Below are 16,705 nucleotides of genomic sequence, written 5' to 3' on the forward strand. Positions count from 1 at the left end.
CGCACTCCATACCACGCTGGTGAATACTTTTCTCGTGCCGACACACCTGCATGCTTTGTTACCAAAGTACGATGTCATTTCACGCCGATACATGACGGGAAGGGCGCGGGAATATCTCGCCCATGCCACTCGTCGGACGTTTTTGAGCCACTGTTTTTTTGAATCAATTGAAATCGCTGAGCAGGTCGGTGCGCTTTTGGTAGAACACAAAGTAATTTTTCGCATGCAACCTGACATGGACAGCGGCGAGAATTTAAAAGACTCCCGCCTTCAACTTAGCCGGATTGTACGGGGCGCTAACAGGAAAAAAATCGGAGAATTCCTATATGCGTCATAGGTACGAGGAGTGCTTGGCTCAAGGTGCTCTCCAGACACGCTTGCGAGCGGCAAGTACGTTGAGCGTTCCACAAGAAGCGGCAATGACTGGGCGATGAGCAACGTCGTGCTTCGAGTCAACATCTAGCCCCAGTCGGACCCGTCGCGATTCCTCGCTAGTTGCTGCCCCGTGTGCTGAATTCCTTGCGCACCGCGACGCGGCTCGTCACCGACTGAACACCGGGTACGCCTTTCGCAATGTTGGTAGCGAGATCGACCTGGTCCGCGGTCGGCGCGCTGCCCGTCAACGTCACGACGCCGTTATTTGCGCGCACTGTAATGTTGCTGGCCCGCAGCCCCTGACTTCGCGCGTTTCTGAATGCGCGGCGTACGTCCCGCACGAGTTGCCGGTTGGCTGCCTTGATCTCGCCCTCGGTTGGCGAGGAAGCCGCCTCCGCTTGCGCCGTCGGAACCGACCCACCCGCTTGCGGTTGCGCGTGAGTATTCAGGCAAGCGAACACGATCGCGCTCGCGCCAACCAGCTTCACCCATTTCCGTGCGTTCATTTTGTTCTCCTGTCATCTATGGCCGGATGACACCGACGACGACTCCGGCCGTTAATCGGTGATGCGCTCGTCGAATACAGTCAGCGCGGCGAGACTGACGAGTATGCACGCGCTCATATACCAGACCGGCGCATAGGCGACGACCCGCCGTGTCTCGATTCAGAACAGGTGATAGATGCCGAGTGACGCCGTCATCGGCGTCGTGCCCAGTTCAGGCGACGCGGTCCCCGTTTGCAGCGGCAGCGGATTACTGTTCAGAATCACACTCGAAATCCCGTAGTTGCGGATGAAGCCCGCGCGCGCATACAGCGACGTGCGCTTCGACAGCGAGTAGTCGTAGCCGAGCATCGCGCCGAGCGCCGAGTCCTTCGCCGGATCGCCAGCACTGTCACGCACTCCCGATGTATCGCGATAGACCACCGACGCGCGCACCGCGTGACGTCCCCACGGCACTGTCGCGCCGACGATGTACGAGCGCGCGATGCCGTTGCCTGCGAGCTTCGGCGCCACCTGCGCGAACGCGGCCGTTAGCACGTAGCTGCCGACGTCGTAGATCGCAGATACCCCGTAGATATCGTTGCGCACGGTTTGCTTGCCCGCCGAGGTTTCGACCGGCGAGCTCCACACGCGGTTGTAGGCACCCGACAGGTACCACGTGCCGTTCGTCCACGACGCGACCACGCCCTGATTCGACGCATTCGGCGACACGCCGGCCTGGTTGTTGAACGCATACAGGAACGTCGCGCCGAAGCCCATCACCCGCGGCGTGGTCCATGTCACCGCGTTGCTCGCGCGCACCAGCACCTGGCTCGAACCCGGCCCGAGGTCCGCGTTGTAGCCGACGCCCTTCGGCGTCTGCACCGCACCGCCGGCGAGCCACGCGACAACCGAGTTCGTCGTCACTTCGCCGAATGGGTCGATGACTTCCGGCAGGTTCGCGGTCGGTTGCAAGCCGAGGCGCACCACACCCCATGTCGCCGAGTTCAGCCCGACCCATGCGGCGCGGTCGAACAGCGTGTTGCTGGTGCCGAACGCGCCATTGTTCGCCATGAAGCCGTTTTCGAGGTTGAATTCCGCCTTCAGGCCGCCGCCGAGATCTTCGCGGCCAAACAACCCAAATTGCGACGTATGAACGCCGCCGCTCTGCGTTTGCCACTTCGAGGTGCCGCTGACGCTCTGGAAGTTCAGACCCATGTCGACGGCGCCGTACAGCTGAACGCCGTTCTGCTGGATCGCGCTTTCCATCGACGGCCACGCGGACAGCCATTGCTGCAGGTACGAGTCGGCCCAGGCCGCATGTGACATCAGCGCCACGGTCGCGGCGCAAACGGTCTTTTTATATTTCATGTGAATCCCCGATATGGACGTAGTCTGGCCACCGGCCCGTCGGCACGCCGGGTCGGCGAAACGCGAATTGGCGAAGTTCAGGCTGAGAGGTATTGCTCGACGAGCGCGGCCCAGTAGGCGACGCCGATCGGCAGCGCCTGATCGTTGAAGTCGTAGCCGGGGTTGTGAATCATGCAGGTGCCGTGACCTTCGTGACCGTTGCCGAGCGCGACGTAGCAGCCCGGCACTTTCTCCAGCATCCACGAGAAGTCCTCACCGCCCATCATGCCCGGCGGCAGCGGCAGGATGTTCTGTGCGCCGACCACCGCGGCAACCGCTTCGCGAGCGCGCGCGGTCTCCTGAGCGGTGTTCATCAGCACGCGCGTGACCCGCTGATAGTCGATGTGCGCACTGACGCCGAAGCTGGCCGCCTGGCTCTCGACGATCTCGCGCAAGCGCGTTTCGATCAGTTGCTGGACCTCGTTGCTGAGCGTGCGCACGGTCAGCAGGATCGTCGCCGTGTTGGGCACGACGTTGTGCGCGGTGCCGGCCTGGATCGCACCGACGGTCAGCACCGCGGCATCGGCCGGCGGCACGTTGCGCGCGACGATGGTCTGCAGTGCCATCACGATGCTCGCGGCAGCCACCACGGGATCGCGGCTCAGATGCGGCATCGCGGCGTGCATGCCCTTGCCGGTCAGTGTGACCGTCACCAGATCGGCCGATGCCGCCATCGCGCCCTGCTGCACGATGAACATGCCGACCGGCACGCCCGGTGCGTTATGCAGCGCGTAGACCGCGTCGCACGGAAAGCGCTCGAACAGACCCTCTTCCATCATCCGCACGGCGCCGCCCTGCCCCTCTTCGGCCGGCTGGAAGATCAGGTTCAACGTGCCGTCGAAGCGCCGCGTTTGTGCAAAGTAATGCGCGGCCGCCAGCAGGATCGCCGTGTGTCCGTCGTGCCCGCATGCATGCATCTTGCCGTGCACCCGGCTCGCATACGGCAGACCGGTGTCCTCGATGATCGGCAGCGCGTCCATGTCCGCGCGAATGCCGATCGCGCGCGTGCCGTCGCCGAGTTTCAGACGGCCGACCACCCCCGTACCCCCGATGCCTTCAGTAACCTGATAACCCCATTCCTTAAGTTTCCCGGCGACGAGCCGGCTCGTTTCGACTTCTTCGAATCCCAGTTCCGGATGTGCATGAATGCGCCGGCGCAATTCGACGAATTCGGCCGCCTGCTCGCGAATTGCGGGATCGATATTGATGTTATGGGACAACGCCGTCTCCTCTGACAGACCCGTGTGACACGCGCTGGATCGAGCTCAGCGCGAATTGAGAGGCAGTCTACGAGAGCGGCGGCGAATAAAAACATGATAAAGTTTTATGCCAATAACCGTTAGTTATAGTATTTACCCTGAGGTAATAAGGTTAATGGCAATTAAGCTTCATCAATTGCGCGCACTGGTCGCCGTCGCGGATCATGGCACGATCGTCGGCGCCTCGCGGGCGCTATTCGTCAGTCAGCCAGCCGTTACCAAAGCCATTCGGGAACTGGAAACCGATATCGGCATGTCGTTATTCGGCCGTAGCGTCAATGGCGTCGCTCTTACGCGCACCGGGGAATCTCTGTTGCGGCATGCGCGGTTGATCGTCGGGGAACTCGGGCGCGCCGAACAGCAGATGGCGATGGAGCGAGGCGCGCAGGAAGGCCGCGTGACGATCGGTGTGACGCCGCTCGCGGCACTTACGCTGCTGCCCGATGCTTATGCACGGTTTCGCCTGGATATGCCGCACATCACAGTCGAATTTCTCGAGTTTCACGCGACGAAACTACAGGATCGGTTGCGCCAGGGTTCGCTCGATTTCGCGCTCGCCGCGGCGACCGAATCGTCCGCCGATTCGTCGATCGAATGTTCGGAACTGCTGTCTTATCCTTTGGCGTTCGCAGTGCGCGCGAACGGTGCGCTCGCGAAGGCCAGTTCGCTCGCCGATCTGTGCGATGTCGAATGGGTCCACTCCGACACTACCGACGACTATCCGCAATTTGTCGCCGATCTGTTCAACCGTCAGGGCCTGCCGGTGCCGAGCCGGATCACTCGCTGCACGTCGCAATCGCTGATGTACAGCCTCGCACTCAGCATCGACGCGGTGATGGCCTGGGCTTCGCACACGCTCGAACTCGTGAACTCGACGGGGCATATGAAAAGGCTGGATTTCGTTGAAACGTCGCGCACTGCGAGATTGCATCTGATGCAGCGCGAAGGCGCGATTCACACGCGCCCGGCCGACTATTTCATTCGCTGCATTCGCGAGGCCGCGCTGATGTGAGCCCCGCGGCGCGCGCAGCAAGCTATCTCCTGAGCACCGCCGTCACCTGCGAGCGGCACTGAAATGCTCAAGCCCCGAAATGATTGCGCACGAGATCGGCGAACGCGACCAGCGCGGTAAGCAGAACCACGATGAACAGCCAGCGTTCCAGCACCGTAAACACAGGCCGTTTTCCCTTGCGACGCTCGGCGATGTAGAACCATGCAGTCGCCGCCGTGTAAAGCACGGTCGACATCAACAGATAATGCAGGCCGCCCGCGTACACGAGAAAGAGCGCATAGACGCAGCCCATCAGCGCGAGCATGAAGTCGATGCGCCGTGACCACGGCTGCCCCGCATACGATTCGCCGCTCGCGGCGAGCTTCAATCCATAGCCGGCGACGAACAGATATGGAATCAGGCTCATCGATGTCGTGAACTCCTTGGCCAGCGTGAACGCTTCTTTCGAAAACAGCGTCACGATCAGAAACGCCTGGATCACGAGGCTCGTCATCCATAGCGCGGCGACCGGTACGTGGTTGCGGTTTTCTCGGCCGAGAAACGCGGGCATCGTACGGCTCTTGCCCGCCGCGTGCAGAATTTCGGCGGCGATCAGCGTCCATGCGAGATAGGAGCCGAGTACCGAGATCAACAGGCCGAGCTTGACCACGACCGCGCCCCAGACACCGACCGCGGCGCTCAGCACGCCAGCCATCGACGGATTTCTTAGCGTACCCAGCTGCTCGAGCGGCAATACGCCATACGACAACAACGTGACCATGACCATCAACGCAAGCACGCATAGAAAGCCGAGCACGGTCGCGACGCCGACGTCGCGCCGCTCGCGCGCGTGCCGTGAATAAACGCTCGCGCCTTCGACGCCGAGAAACACGAAGACCGTCCCTAACATCGTCTTGCGCACCTCATCGAAAAGACCGGTCGCCGACGGCTCGGGACCGGTCCACAGATTCGCGACGAACACCCGCCACTCGACGCTCGACAGCACGAGCACCGCGAACAGTCCGAGCGCAAGCAACTTGGCGACCGTCATAGACGCATTCGCAATCGACGAGCCCTTCACGCCGCGCAGAATCAGATAGTGAAACACCCAGATCATCAGCGAGGAACTGACGATCGCGCTAAACGTATTGCCGGCGCCGAACGAGGGCACGACGATCGCGAGCGCGGACTTGATCAGCACGAGATAGGCCACGTTGCCGAGACAGCTGGCGCACCAGTAGCCGAACGCCGACAGAAATCCCGTATAGCGTCCGAACCCGACGCGCGCATATGTATAGACGCCGACGTCGAGCTCGGCCTTGCGCCATGCGAGCCGTTGAAAGATCAGCGCGAGTATCAGCATGCCGGAGCCGGTGATGGTCCAGCTGATCAACGACCCGACGACGCCGGTATATTTGCCGAGCGCCTGCGGCAACGAAAAGACGCCCACCCCGACCATCGAGCCGATCACCATCGCCATCAGGCCCGGCGCTGAAAGTCTGACGCGCTTGTCCATGCTGCGATCGCTCTCCCGCGAACACGTTCCGATCGAGCCGCGCTCGCGCGACTACGATGATCGACCGCTCAGATGACGATCGTGCCGGTCGCGAGGCCGATCAGCGCGGCAATCGCGCCGCAGGCCGCGACGGCAAAGATGACCCACTCGACTTTCGAAAACACCCGCATGCCGCGCTCGCGTTTGGCCAATACATACAGCACCGTACCGGGCGCATAAAGCAGTGCCGATAGCATCAGGAATTTCAGGCCGCCCGCGAACAGCAGAAAGGCCGTATAGAACGTCGCGAACATCGCGACGAAATACTCGGTGCGCAACGCACCGCTCAAGGTGCCTCCATTCTGTCCACTATCGCGGCGCGCAGCCTTGATGCCGTACGCAGCCACGAGGAAATACGGAATCAGCGCCATCGAACTCGTCAGATTGAGCATCAGCGCAAACGCATCGGTCGACCAGTACGTGCTGACGACGAAACACTGCACCACGGTGCTCGTGAGCCAGATCGCCGCGACCGGCAGCTTGCGCTCGTTTTGTCGCGCGAAGATGCGCGGCATCGTCTCGAGACGCGCAGCGGCGAACAGCACCTCGGCACAGATCAGCGACCATGCGAGGTATGCGCCAAGGATCGAAACGATCAGACCGGCGCTGATGAACACGACGCCGAATGGGCCGAGCAGCGCGCCGAGTACCGCGGCCATCGACGGTTGGCGCATCACCGCGAGATCGGCGCGCGGCAAGCTCGCGTAAGGCAGCAGAGTCACCAGCACCAGCAGACACAGCACGGCGACGAAGCCGGTGATCGTCGCGGCGCCGACGTCCGAGCGCTTTTTCGCGTAGCGCGAGTACACGCTCGCACCTTCGATACCGACGAACACGAAGACGGTGACGAGCATCGTCGCGCGAACCTGCGAGAACAGGCCGTTGCCGAGCTGATCGTTGCCTTCCCGCAGATTTGCATGAAACATGTCGGCGCGAAACAGCGCGATCAGTATCACGATGAACAGCACGATCGGAATCACTTTCGCGACCGTCACGATCGTGTTGATCATCGTGGCCTGCTGGACACCGCGCAGCATCACCAGATGAAACAGCCAGATGCCCACCGACGACACGATGATCGCGGTCGCCGTATTGCCCTCGCCAAAGACGGGGACGAAAGCGCCGAGCGTCGATTTGATCAGCACCCAGTACGACACGTTGCCGAAGCAGCCGGCCATCCAGTAGCCGAATGCGGATAGAAAGCCCGCATAATCGCCAAAGCCCGCTCGCGCATAGGCGAACACGCCGGCATCGAGTTCGGGCCGGCGCTGTGCGAGCGCCTGGAACACGCGCGCCAGCGCATACATGCCGATGCCCGCCACGCACCATGCAATGACGGCTCCGAACGGTCCGGTCGCGCGTGCGAAATTGCGCGGCAACGAGAATATCCCTGCGCCCACCATTGAGCCGACGACCATCGCGGTCAATGCGGGTAACGACAGTTTCGTCTCGACCTGGGTTGCCATCGTTCACCCTTCAGAGAAGCTGATTTCTTCCAGAAAGGGACTTACGCGGAGCAGGTGCGCGTACGTTGCGCATCTCCTGTTAGTCCTCCCGACTGAAGCCAACGGCCTTGCGAATGTTTCGTGCGTTTGCGGTGCCTCGTCGTCGCTCATTGTGACGCCGGCGCCGGTGCGTTCCCGGCGGCGGCCGCGGGTCCCGTCGGCGTTTGTGGATTCGCTGCGACTGGCGGATTGGCCAACCAGCCGCCCCCCATCGCTCTGAACAGCGCGAACTGTGCCTGCAGTTTGCCGACCTCTTCCCTCGCCTGCGACGACTGGCTTTCGAGCAGCGCAACCCGCACCTGATCGATATCGACGCGGCCGGTATCGCCGAGCTCGTAGCGACGTCGCACCTGGTTCAGCTGCGTGGTACGACGCGCGACTTCTTCATTGCGCGCATTGAACAACTCGTCCTGCCGGTTCAAACGCGCCAGCGCACGCTCGACGTCATAGAATGCGCCGAGCGCGGTCTTTTCGTAGTTGAACATCGCCTGCTGCGCCTGCGCATCCGACGACTCCACCTGCGAGCGCCGCGCGCCGAAGTCGATCAACGGCATCGCCATCGCCGCGCCGAATAGCCAGAACGTGCTGGTCCCCAGGTTTTGACCTGCGAACTCCCAACCGTTGCGCGCGAGCATGCCGCTTAGCGATATGGTCGGCCAGTAGTTGAGTCGCGCGACATCCGACTGTCTGACCGCCGCATTCACGCGGGCCTGCGCCGCGATCAGATCCGGCCGCCGCATCAGCAGATCGACGGGTTGGCCGGGCTCGATATGCGGCAGCGCGGTCATCAGCGTGTCGCTTTCATCGAGGATTCCCGCGAACTCCGCTGGCTGCACGCCGCACAGATTCTGCAAATTCAGCCGCGCCTGAGCGATGCCGTTCTCCAGGTCCTGCAAACGCGCATCGACCTGCGCACGGCCAGCGCGCGCCGCTTCGATGTCGGTACTCATCACGAGGCCCGCGGTAAAGCTCTTTTCGGCGATGTCGACGAAGTCGTCCGCGATCGCGCGGCTTTGCAACAGGATCGTGCGCTGACGCAACAGGCCGCGATACGTGACGTACAGATCCGCGACACCCGACACCACGCTCAGGCGCAGCGCTTCCGCATCGCCCGCAGCCGCGCGTACCTGCTCCCGTGCCGCCGAGAGCCGCGAGCGTCCCTGGCCGAACAGATCGATCTCCCATTGCGCCTGCAGACCTACTCGAAAGAACTGCGCATCGGTATTGGTGATGCCGAGGAACTGCGCGAACTCGAGCTGCGTCTCGCCGCCGTGAAACCTTGCGCCGCTCACGCTCGCACCGAGCGATGGCAACAGTTGCGAGCGAGCCAACCGAATCCCGGCCTGGACCTGATCGACGCGCGCGTAAGCGGTGGCGATGTCGAAGTTGCGTGCGAGCGCGAGTTCGATCAGTTTGTTCAGCGTCGGATCGTCGTACTGGGTCCACCATGCGGCGAGATCCTGCGCGGACATCGGGGTCGCCGCGTCCGGTTGGGCCTCCGAATACTGCGGCGGAAACGCGGCGGGCTTTTCCAGCTGCAACGAACCCGAACAACCTGCTTCGAGCAGCAGCGCCGCGACGACGAGAAGACAGTGGCGCGCGCGGATCATTTTGCTTCCGGGTGTCGGCCCGGCTCCCATTCCGCCTGCTTGATCGAGAACAGCATCGAGTACAGCGCCGGCACGGCGACCATCGTCAGTACGGTGGCGAAAGCAAGGCCCGACATGATCGTAATCGCCATGTCCTTGAAGAACGGGTCCCACAACAGGGGCGCCATGCCGAGCGCCGTCGTGCCGGCCGACAGCATCACCGGACGCAAGCGGCTCATCGCACCGTGGGTCACCGCCTGCATGCGAGGTACGCCGGCGGCGACCTGCGCATCCATTTCTTCGACGAGCACGACGCCGTTCTTGATCAGCATGCCGATCAGGCTCAATAGACCGAGCAACGCCATGAAGCCGAACGCGCCACGGAACAGCAGCAGACCGATCGTCACGCCGCAGATCGACATCGGCACGACGAGCAGCACGACGAGCGCGGGCTTCAGGCGTCCGAACATCATCAGCACGAGCAGCGCCATCGCGATGAAACCGAGCGGCAGTTGCCGGAACAGGCTTTGCTGCGCGCGCGTCGACGATTCGTGCTCGCCGCCCCATTCGAAGCGATAGCCCGAAGGCAGCTTGATGTCCTCGATGCCCGAGCGAATGCGGTTGAAGGCGTCGACACTGTTCTGCCCATAGATAGGGTTCGCCGATACGGTGATCGTGCGAATCCGGTCCTCGCGCGCGATCTGACCTTCCTCGGTCCCGACCGTGAAGCCGTCGACCACGTCGCCGAGCGGCACGTAACGGCGCAGACCGGCGCTGAACACCTGCAAGTCCTGCAGACCCGCGACGCCGCGCGTGTAGTCGGGCGAGAGCAGCACGATCGGCAGCAACTGATCGCCTTCGCGATAGATGCCCGCGCGCAGGCCCTCGGTTGCATAAGCCATGGTGTCGGTGACCTGCCGGCGCGTCACACCGAGCGAGCGCGCGCGCGACTCGTCGAATTCCGGCCGCACGATGCTGATCGGGTTCTCCCAGTCGTCGCGGATCGCGATGATGCGGCCGTCGGCCTTCAGCACGTTCTGCGCTTCCTGCGACAAGCGACGCAGCACGGCCGGATCGGGACCGGAGAAGCGCGCCTGAATTGCCGCGCCTCCGCCGGGGCCGAAGTTCGGCCGCGTCACCGTCCAGTGCTGCTCGGGGAAACGCTTCTTGAGATCCGCTTCGATGTCCGGAAGCATGATGTCGATCAGGCGCAGGTCCTTCGCGCCGACGATGAACTGCGCGTACGACGGATCGCGCGTCTCCGGATCGTAGACAAGGAAGAAGCGCGTCGCGCCGGAGCCGATATACGTCTGCACGTTGCTGACATCCGCATGCTCGAGCAGCACCTTCTCGACTTCGCGACTCTTTTCGACGACCGCGCGAATATCGGCGCCGCGCGGCAAACGCATATCGACATAGAAGATCGGCGTCGTCGACGCGGGGAAGAAGCTCTGCTCGACAAAACGGAACGCCCAGCCGGCGAGTACCGTCAGCGCGACGAGGCCGATCACCACGAGCACGCGCCGTCGGGTGACCCATGACAATAACTCGCCATAACGCTTGTACAGCTTCGCCTTGAACGGGTCTTCATCGATGATGTCCGCGGGCTTGAAAAGATACGTGCCGAACAGCGGCGTCAGCGCGATGGCGATCACCCAGCTAAATAGCAGCGAAATCGCAGCGACGGCGAACAGCGACGCACAGAATTCGCCGACCGCATCCGGCGACAGACCGATGCCCGAAAAAGCCAGAATCCCCACGATGGTCGACGCAAGCAGAATCCATTGGCTTTGTTTGAGAATCTCGGTCGCCGCCTCGAGATGCGACTTGCCTCGCTGCACCCTCACGAGCATGCCCTCGACCACCACGATGCTGTTATCGGTCAGCATGCCCATCACGATGATCAGCGCACCGAGCGAAATGCGCTGCAACTCGATCCCCGCCGCGTACATGACGAGCAGCGTGCCGAGAATCGACAGGAACAACTCGACGCCGAGCACGATCCCCGCACGCCACCCAAGCCCGATGCCGAGCGCGACACCGACGATCGACACGGACAGGAACACGTCGAAGATGAAACCGCGCACGCTCTCATCGACGACCTGCGGCTGATCGTAAAGCGAGTACAGCTTGATGCCGATCGGGCGGTCGCGCTCGAGTTCGGCGAGTTTCGCCGTGATCCGTTCGCCGACCCTCACCACGTTGACGCGCGGTCGCGCGCTGATGCCGATCGTGACCGCGGGCTCACCGTTGTAGTGAATGACCTGGTTCGGAATCGTCGCGTAGCCATGGCTCACGCGAGCAATGTCGCCGAGCAGAAGCGGGCCGGGCGTATTGTTGACGGGCAGCGAGCGGATGGCCTGCAGTGAATCGAGCGAGCCGGTCGGCGCAATCCGCAACGACAAGTCGCCGACGCGCTCGCGGCCCGCGGGCCGCACCTCGTTCTGCAGGAACAGCGTCTGCGCGAGGTCGTCGGTGGAAAGATTGTTGGCGATCAGTTGCGACTGGTCGACGTCGACCGAGATCTGCTCCTGCTGCTGACCGGCGATCACGATGTCGGACACGTCGTCGAGCGTCAGCAACTGGCGGCGCAGTTCGCGCGCGTACGCATACAGTTGCGCCTGCGTATAGCCCTCGCCGGTCAGCGCGTAGAACATCCCGTAGACGTCGCCGAAGCGGTCGAGCACGAGTGTCGGGCCCGCCCCCGGCGGCAGCCGTACCTGCGCATCCGACACAGAGTTGCGCAATTCGTCCCACACTTGCGGCAATTGCGCCGACGTGTACTGGTCGCGAATCTGGACGCGGATTTCAGAGTAGCCCGGCATGGAACGCGAGGTCAGCTTCTCGACCTGCGGCATCTGCTGGATCGCGCTTTCGAGGCGGTCCGTCACCTCCTGCTCGACCTCGTGCGCACTCGCGCCCGGATACAGCGTCACGACGACCGAAGTCTTGATCGTGAACTTCGGGTCTTCGAGCCGCCCGATGTTGTAGTACGCAAAAAGGCCGCCCAACAGCGAGATCAGCGTCAGAACCCATGCGATCAACGGCTTTTCGATCAGGGGGCGCGCGAGGTTCATTGAGGCGCATCCATTGGACGGACCGCCATTCCCTCTTTCATGAACTGCGAGCCGCCCGCCACCACCCGGTCGCCCTCCGCGACCGCACCCGCGACGACCGCATCGTCATTGCGAATTTCGCGCACGCTGACCGGCACCGCATGCACACGGCCGGACGCCGCATCGTAGCGCCACAGACTGCGCTGACCGTCCGCGCCGATCGAGACCGCCGCGATCGGAATCGCGAAGTAGCCTTGATTGTCGTTTTGCGCGACTTGCCGGGCCGTGTCGGAAATCTGTACCCGCAACGCCATGCCGGGTAACAGCATGGCGCTATGCGGTCCCTCGATCGAGAACACGAGCCGGTAGGCGGCCGAAGTCGGCGAGGTCTGCGTGGTCCGTTCGCGGAACACTAGCGGGAAGCGGTTCTGCGGCCGCTCGGGCAGCCACGCCTCGGCTCTCAGCGTCTTGTCGACGAACAGCCGTTCGGCAATGCTCTGAGGCAGATCGACGCCGACATCGACACGCCCGATGTTTTCCAGATTGAAAGCGGGTGCGCCAGCCTGCACGACCTGCTGGATCTCGATGTTGCGGCGAGCGATCCGGCCGTCGAATGGCGCGACGAGCCGGCTATTGCGCAAGTCGCGGCTCGCCATGTCGCGTGCTGCGCGTGCGGCGTCCGTGGCAGCCGACAGCTGCTCATAAGCAGCCTGTGACAGAATCCCGTCCTTGTGCAGCACCGCCTGACGCTTCAGGTTGTCGCTCAGTTGCTGATACTGCGCGTTCGCGCGTTGCAGTTGCAGCTTGTAGGGTTCTTCATCGATACGCGCGATCACCTGCCCGCGTTTCACGGATGCGCCTTCGAGCACCGCGATCTGCACGACGCGGCCCGATACTTCGAAGGCGAGCGGCGAGATGCTGGTCTGCTCGACTCGCCCGGTAAATATGCGAATCGCGGAGGCGTCGGCCGGTTCGACCCTTGTGAGCTGCACGGCTGGCCTCGTTTCGCCGCTCGGTGTTTCGGTCTGCCGTTGGCAGCCCGACAGTGATACGACGAGCGCACAGGCCAACGCGCACGACGATACGCCGGTCAATGCGACGCTGGCTGATCGGCCTGGCTGCGGTGCTTCGGAACGGTTTGCGGTCATCTCGTCCTCGGCTGACTGCTGGCGCAACCCATGTCGCACACCCCGGCGGCAACGTAGCTCGCGGGCCGGCGATTACGAGGCTCTACAGGTTGCTCGTGAATTCATAGTGGTCCGCATCCCTTCTGTGGGACCGGCAACGTTATGCGTCGTCATTCAGGCTCCGTTTATCAGGCATCCTGTGTAACTGCCAACCTGCTTCGCCACGCCGAAGAAACACTGAGGAAATTCACTAGTCCGCCCTGTATGGAATGGACGGCGATTCCAGCACGATCAACAGTCGTTCATGACTTCGCGCAGTTCACGGGTGGACTGCCCGTGTCACGCGTGCGTCATTGTCCCCTTTCGCAGTTCGTCACGGGCATCATGGCCGATCCATGCGCTAGCCGTCAATCGATTCGCGACTTACGTCGGGCATACAGATTTATTCCATGGTGCGCTCGGAAAGAACGCTGTAGGTCTCAAGGAATTTGTTCGCCGAAGGAGCAGCCGTGATTAGTTGAATCGGGATTCTTTCTCATTGGAGCCAATACGCATTATGGCGAACGGCATGGGTTGAACCAGCGATTTGCCGGGCGTAGAGTCCACCGGATTCTCCATCGCGATGCGCCGCGGCGATATTCTGTCGACCGGACGTCTGATGGAGACACCTGCCAACGCCAGCCGCTGGATTGCATCAATACCGTCTCGACCGTCGGCGGAATCAATACCGACCGGCGTTTGTCGAGCCTCACCGAACTGTCGTTGCAGATGGCCATCACGAACACACCGGCCAACGCCTGCGAATGGAGCGACGCGCGCTTCGCGCATGCGTTTCTATTCCTCGGTGAACGCACTGCTGGCGACCGTGCATTCGAAGATGGTCAGACCCAGGTCCGTGACCATTACAACTACGCGGTGCAAGAGCTTGCGCGCGCTGTTTCTGCGCGGCGCGCTCGCGACCGAAGCCGGCAAGGACGTGCCGGGCACGCAATACATCGCAGGCTGGCCATTCATCTCGACCTCAGCCGGACCGGACCCGGCGCCCCGAAGGCGTGCGCGAACCGCGCGAAGTCATCCCGGCGTCGCGGCTGTCGTTCGCCTGGACGCCGACGCGGGTGGCGATGCCGATGGCGAAGGAGATGGCAATGCCGAAGCCGATAGCGGTGTGTCGTCACCGACCGCGGGACGGCCGAAGCCGGCGTCGCGCTATTGCAGCGAGATGCCGTCGCCGAACGTCACCACGTTGATCTGGTTCAGCCAGGGCACGCTCGAACAGGTCGTGAGGACGGGCGGCTCGATCGGCTACTGAACTTCACACCGATGCCGCACGTCGAGCGCGCCATATTTATCGCGGCACCCCACCAAGGCACACCGCTCGCGAGCAACCGGCTGTCGCGCTGGACGGCCAACCTCGTACGTCTGCCGCTTGCCCTGCTAAACGAGTTCAAGGAAGTGATGGGGACGGCGACGAACATCGAAGCGCAGGGACAGACCTTCCAGGCGCCGAACAGCATCGAACAGTCGGGCGAAATCGATCCGTTGATCCGCGCGATTTCGCAGTTGCCGATCGGCCCTCACGTTTGCTTCCGTTCGATCATGGCGTGGTGCCGCGAAAGCGGGCGGCTCGAAGATTCCGACGATGGCGTCGTTCCTTATCGCAGCGCGCATCTCGCGGGCGCGCTGTCGGAGAAGGCGATCATTGCCGGGCACAGCGTGCAGCAGATGCCGCGGGCGCGAGGAGGCGGGGTCGGCGAAGTGACGGCGGAGCAGCCGGGTGTTTTTTCGCGACGGCGTGGGCCTGGCGAGATCGATCAAGTCAGCGAAACGTTCGAATGGTCAGCGCGAGCCCCTCCAATTCATTCGCTACAAATTACGTATTGAATGTTACGGATCGTTGAGCCGCGTGGGTGCATTCATGCGTCTGGTCCGCGATGGATGGAAGTGACGGGGTATCGTGCACCAATTTGATTGATCGGCGTGAAACAATACTTCGGTGAGCAGAAAAAGATCTTTTAAAACAAGGAGTTATGATATATGAAAGACATTTCCCAATGTTTCACGAGGCTCCCGTTGGCGAGATCGGCTGCAGAATCGACGGTTCGCGCTCGGATTGGCTAATACTGGGTCCTTTTTCGATATTAAGTTCGTAGAGGTTGCCCGCATGCTCTGGCACCGTATGTTATTAGATTGTCCATGGACGACTGTGATGGGCGTTGAAGCTCAAGTTGTTGACGCGCTCGGCGATAAATAGTGGCTCGCGTTGGGATCATGTGATGCGCAACCGTCTCGCCAATCCATGTCACAGAGCGAGCCGGCCGACGACTCTTTCCGTCCACGATGACTTGCGCGGTTGTCCCCGCTCATCCCGCCAACCATCGTCCAGCGGGTTAATTGCCGATAAGCCGAGCGCTGCGACTTTGATTTCGCGCTGACCGCGTGGTCTGGCGGCGGCTCACCGAGTAGCCCCGACATACGAGACCAGACGGAAACCATCCGTTGCAGTCGATTAGCTCATTGCTCAAGTGCTGAGCCAAACGATGATCGGCGCGGTCGCGATGCATGCCTTCGAAAAAGACGAGCCGGACATCCCGTGAGGGAGCGAATCGATCCGCAGACTTGTCGACCGAGATTACTTATCCGAACGTGCCTTGTCACTAACAACGGGCAGAGTTTGGCTTAACGCACGAACCGTCAAACGCGTAGCGGTTGGGAGGTGTTGGTGATTGACTTCTCGCCGTCGGGCGACTGGCAGGATCTGCAATGGGACATGATTCCAGGGCAAGCTTGCGCCGCTCGAATCAGATGCGAACACCGCTGACGGTAGGTTTGATCTGCTTAAGTCTAGAGGGATCGCGCTACCAAATGCGGACATCCCTAGCGCGGTATTTGAGTAATAGCGGTGCTGGCTCCCGCCGCACCTTGACGTATGCCGTCTATCCGCTGAGGGCACGCCAAATGCACAGCCTTTCTTTGCGCGTCAGTCCATCCGGATTCCACCGCAAATCGTATGGGACGGATTTGCCGGCAGAAATGCCGCCGACTGTATGGTCGATAAGCGTTGGTGCGAGCGCCGCATGTCCGTGGCCATAGGTGCTTTCGAACATCGGAGCGGCCGTGAAACGCGTCGACGACATTCACCAATGCGCTGCGGCCAGGAGCGCCATCATTAACTCGACGCTTTATGGAAAAGCATTGTCGGCGTGTCCCGCGATATTTCACCTGTTTGCCGGCAAGCCTGTGGCGTCCGTTTGGCGAGCGTCGAGTCGTTCTCAAGGGCAGCGATTTTTCTCATTAGCAAGAGCGAGCCGTCGATGGCCAAGCGGAGGCACGCGGACAAATAGCCGGATCGTAGCGCG

Annotated in this window: 12 protein-coding genes; 3 read left to right on the forward strand and 9 right to left on the reverse strand. The window is 62.1% G+C overall.

Annotated elements, in window-relative coordinates:
* Positions 1-491: 491 nt before the first annotated feature.
* The 3 genes from G5S42_RS36310 to G5S42_RS36320 form a co-directional block, all read right to left on the reverse strand.
* A complete protein-coding gene (locus G5S42_RS36310) occupies positions 492-881 on the reverse strand; it encodes a BON domain-containing protein (RefSeq protein ID WP_176111543.1) in 390 nt (129 codons plus the stop codon).
* 159 nt (positions 882-1,040) lie between these two features.
* On the reverse strand, positions 1,041-2,228 hold the full coding sequence (locus tag G5S42_RS36315; protein WP_176111544.1) for a porin: 1,188 nt from the start codon (positions 2,226-2,228) through the stop codon (positions 1,041-1,043).
* A 77-nt stretch (positions 2,229-2,305) separates the two neighbouring features.
* Positions 2,306-3,487, reverse strand: coding sequence for a M20 aminoacylase family protein (locus tag G5S42_RS36320; RefSeq protein ID WP_176111545.1), 1,182 nt, complete (start codon positions 3,485-3,487; stop codon positions 2,306-2,308).
* A gap of 154 nt (positions 3,488-3,641) precedes the next feature.
* On the opposite strand from G5S42_RS36320, the gene G5S42_RS36325 reads away from it, so the two are divergent.
* Positions 3,642-4,538, forward strand: coding sequence for a LysR substrate-binding domain-containing protein (locus tag G5S42_RS36325; RefSeq protein ID WP_176111546.1), 897 nt, complete (start codon positions 3,642-3,644; stop codon positions 4,536-4,538).
* 67 nt (positions 4,539-4,605) lie between these two features.
* On the opposite strand, the gene G5S42_RS36330 is transcribed toward G5S42_RS36325, so the two are convergent.
* The 6 genes from G5S42_RS36330 to G5S42_RS36355 form a co-directional block, all read right to left on the reverse strand.
* Entirely contained in the window at positions 4,606-6,033 is a 1,428-nt protein-coding gene (locus G5S42_RS36330) for a basic amino acid/polyamine antiporter (protein WP_176111547.1), read from the reverse strand.
* A 68-nt stretch (positions 6,034-6,101) separates the two neighbouring features.
* Entirely contained in the window at positions 6,102-7,538 is a 1,437-nt protein-coding gene (locus G5S42_RS36335; RefSeq protein ID WP_176111548.1) for a basic amino acid/polyamine antiporter, read from the reverse strand.
* Positions 7,539-7,684: 146 nt separating this feature from the next.
* Complete coding sequence (locus G5S42_RS36340; protein WP_176111549.1) at positions 7,685-9,187, reverse strand: efflux transporter outer membrane subunit; 1,503 nt, start codon at positions 9,185-9,187, stop codon at positions 7,685-7,687.
* Positions 9,184-12,243, reverse strand: a complete 3,060-nt coding sequence (locus G5S42_RS36345) for an efflux RND transporter permease subunit (RefSeq protein ID WP_176111550.1) — start codon at positions 12,241-12,243, stop codon at positions 9,184-9,186. Before G5S42_RS36345 ends, G5S42_RS36340 begins: the two co-directional genes overlap by 4 nt.
* On the reverse strand, positions 12,240-13,214 hold the full coding sequence (locus G5S42_RS36350; protein WP_176111551.1) for an efflux RND transporter periplasmic adaptor subunit: 975 nt from the start codon (positions 13,212-13,214) through the stop codon (positions 12,240-12,242). The genes G5S42_RS36345 and G5S42_RS36350 overlap by 4 nt, the downstream gene beginning before the upstream one ends.
* Positions 13,215-13,862: 648 nt before the next feature.
* Positions 13,863-14,177 (reverse strand): hypothetical protein, encoded by a 315-nt coding sequence (locus G5S42_RS36355; RefSeq protein WP_176111552.1) that lies wholly within the window; start codon positions 14,175-14,177, stop codon positions 13,863-13,865.
* Here G5S42_RS36355 and G5S42_RS36360 point away from each other — a divergent pair.
* Together G5S42_RS36360 and G5S42_RS36365 are read left to right on the forward strand one after the other, a co-directional pair.
* Entirely contained in the window at positions 14,176-14,658 is a 483-nt protein-coding gene (locus G5S42_RS36360; RefSeq protein ID WP_176111553.1) for a hypothetical protein, read from the forward strand. The two genes, G5S42_RS36355 and G5S42_RS36360, sit on opposite strands and share 2 nt — an antisense overlap.
* Positions 14,659-14,669: 11 nt before the next feature.
* A complete protein-coding gene (locus tag G5S42_RS36365) occupies positions 14,670-15,230 on the forward strand; it encodes a hypothetical protein (protein WP_176111554.1) in 561 nt (186 codons plus the stop codon).
* The last annotated feature ends 1,475 nt before the right edge of the window (positions 15,231-16,705 follow it).

Source organism: Paraburkholderia youngii (assembly GCF_013366925.1).
Lineage (GTDB): Bacteria > Pseudomonadota > Gammaproteobacteria > Burkholderiales > Burkholderiaceae > Paraburkholderia > Paraburkholderia youngii.

Bases quoted from the DNA above. Each gene is read 5' to 3' on its own strand.
- G5S42_RS36355 (WP_176111552.1), bottom strand. From the start codon at position 14,177: ATGCGCGAAGCGCGCGTCGCTCCATTCGCAGGCGTTGGCCGGTGTGTT.
- G5S42_RS36340 (WP_176111549.1), bottom strand. From the start codon at position 9,187: ATGATCCGCGCGCGCCACTGTCTTCTCGTCGTCGCGGCGCTGCTGCTC.
- G5S42_RS36335 (WP_176111548.1), bottom strand. From the start codon at position 7,538: ATGGCAACCCAGGTCGAGACGAAACTGTCGTTACCCGCATTGACCGCG.
- G5S42_RS36345 (WP_176111550.1), bottom strand. From the start codon at position 12,243: ATGAACCTCGCGCGCCCCCTGATCGAAAAGCCGTTGATCGCATGGGTT.
- G5S42_RS36365 (WP_176111554.1), top strand. From the start codon at position 14,670: ATGCCGCACGTCGAGCGCGCCATATTTATCGCGGCACCCCACCAAGGC.
- G5S42_RS36310 (WP_176111543.1), bottom strand. From the start codon at position 881: ATGAACGCACGGAAATGGGTGAAGCTGGTTGGCGCGAGCGCGATCGTG.
- G5S42_RS36330 (WP_176111547.1), bottom strand. From the start codon at position 6,033: ATGGACAAGCGCGTCAGACTTTCAGCGCCGGGCCTGATGGCGATGGTG.
- G5S42_RS36360 (WP_176111553.1), top strand. From the start codon at position 14,176: ATGCGTTTCTATTCCTCGGTGAACGCACTGCTGGCGACCGTGCATTCG.
- G5S42_RS36315 (WP_176111544.1), bottom strand. From the start codon at position 2,228: ATGAAATATAAAAAGACCGTTTGCGCCGCGACCGTGGCGCTGATGTCA.
- G5S42_RS36325 (WP_176111546.1), top strand. From the start codon at position 3,642: ATGGCAATTAAGCTTCATCAATTGCGCGCACTGGTCGCCGTCGCGGAT.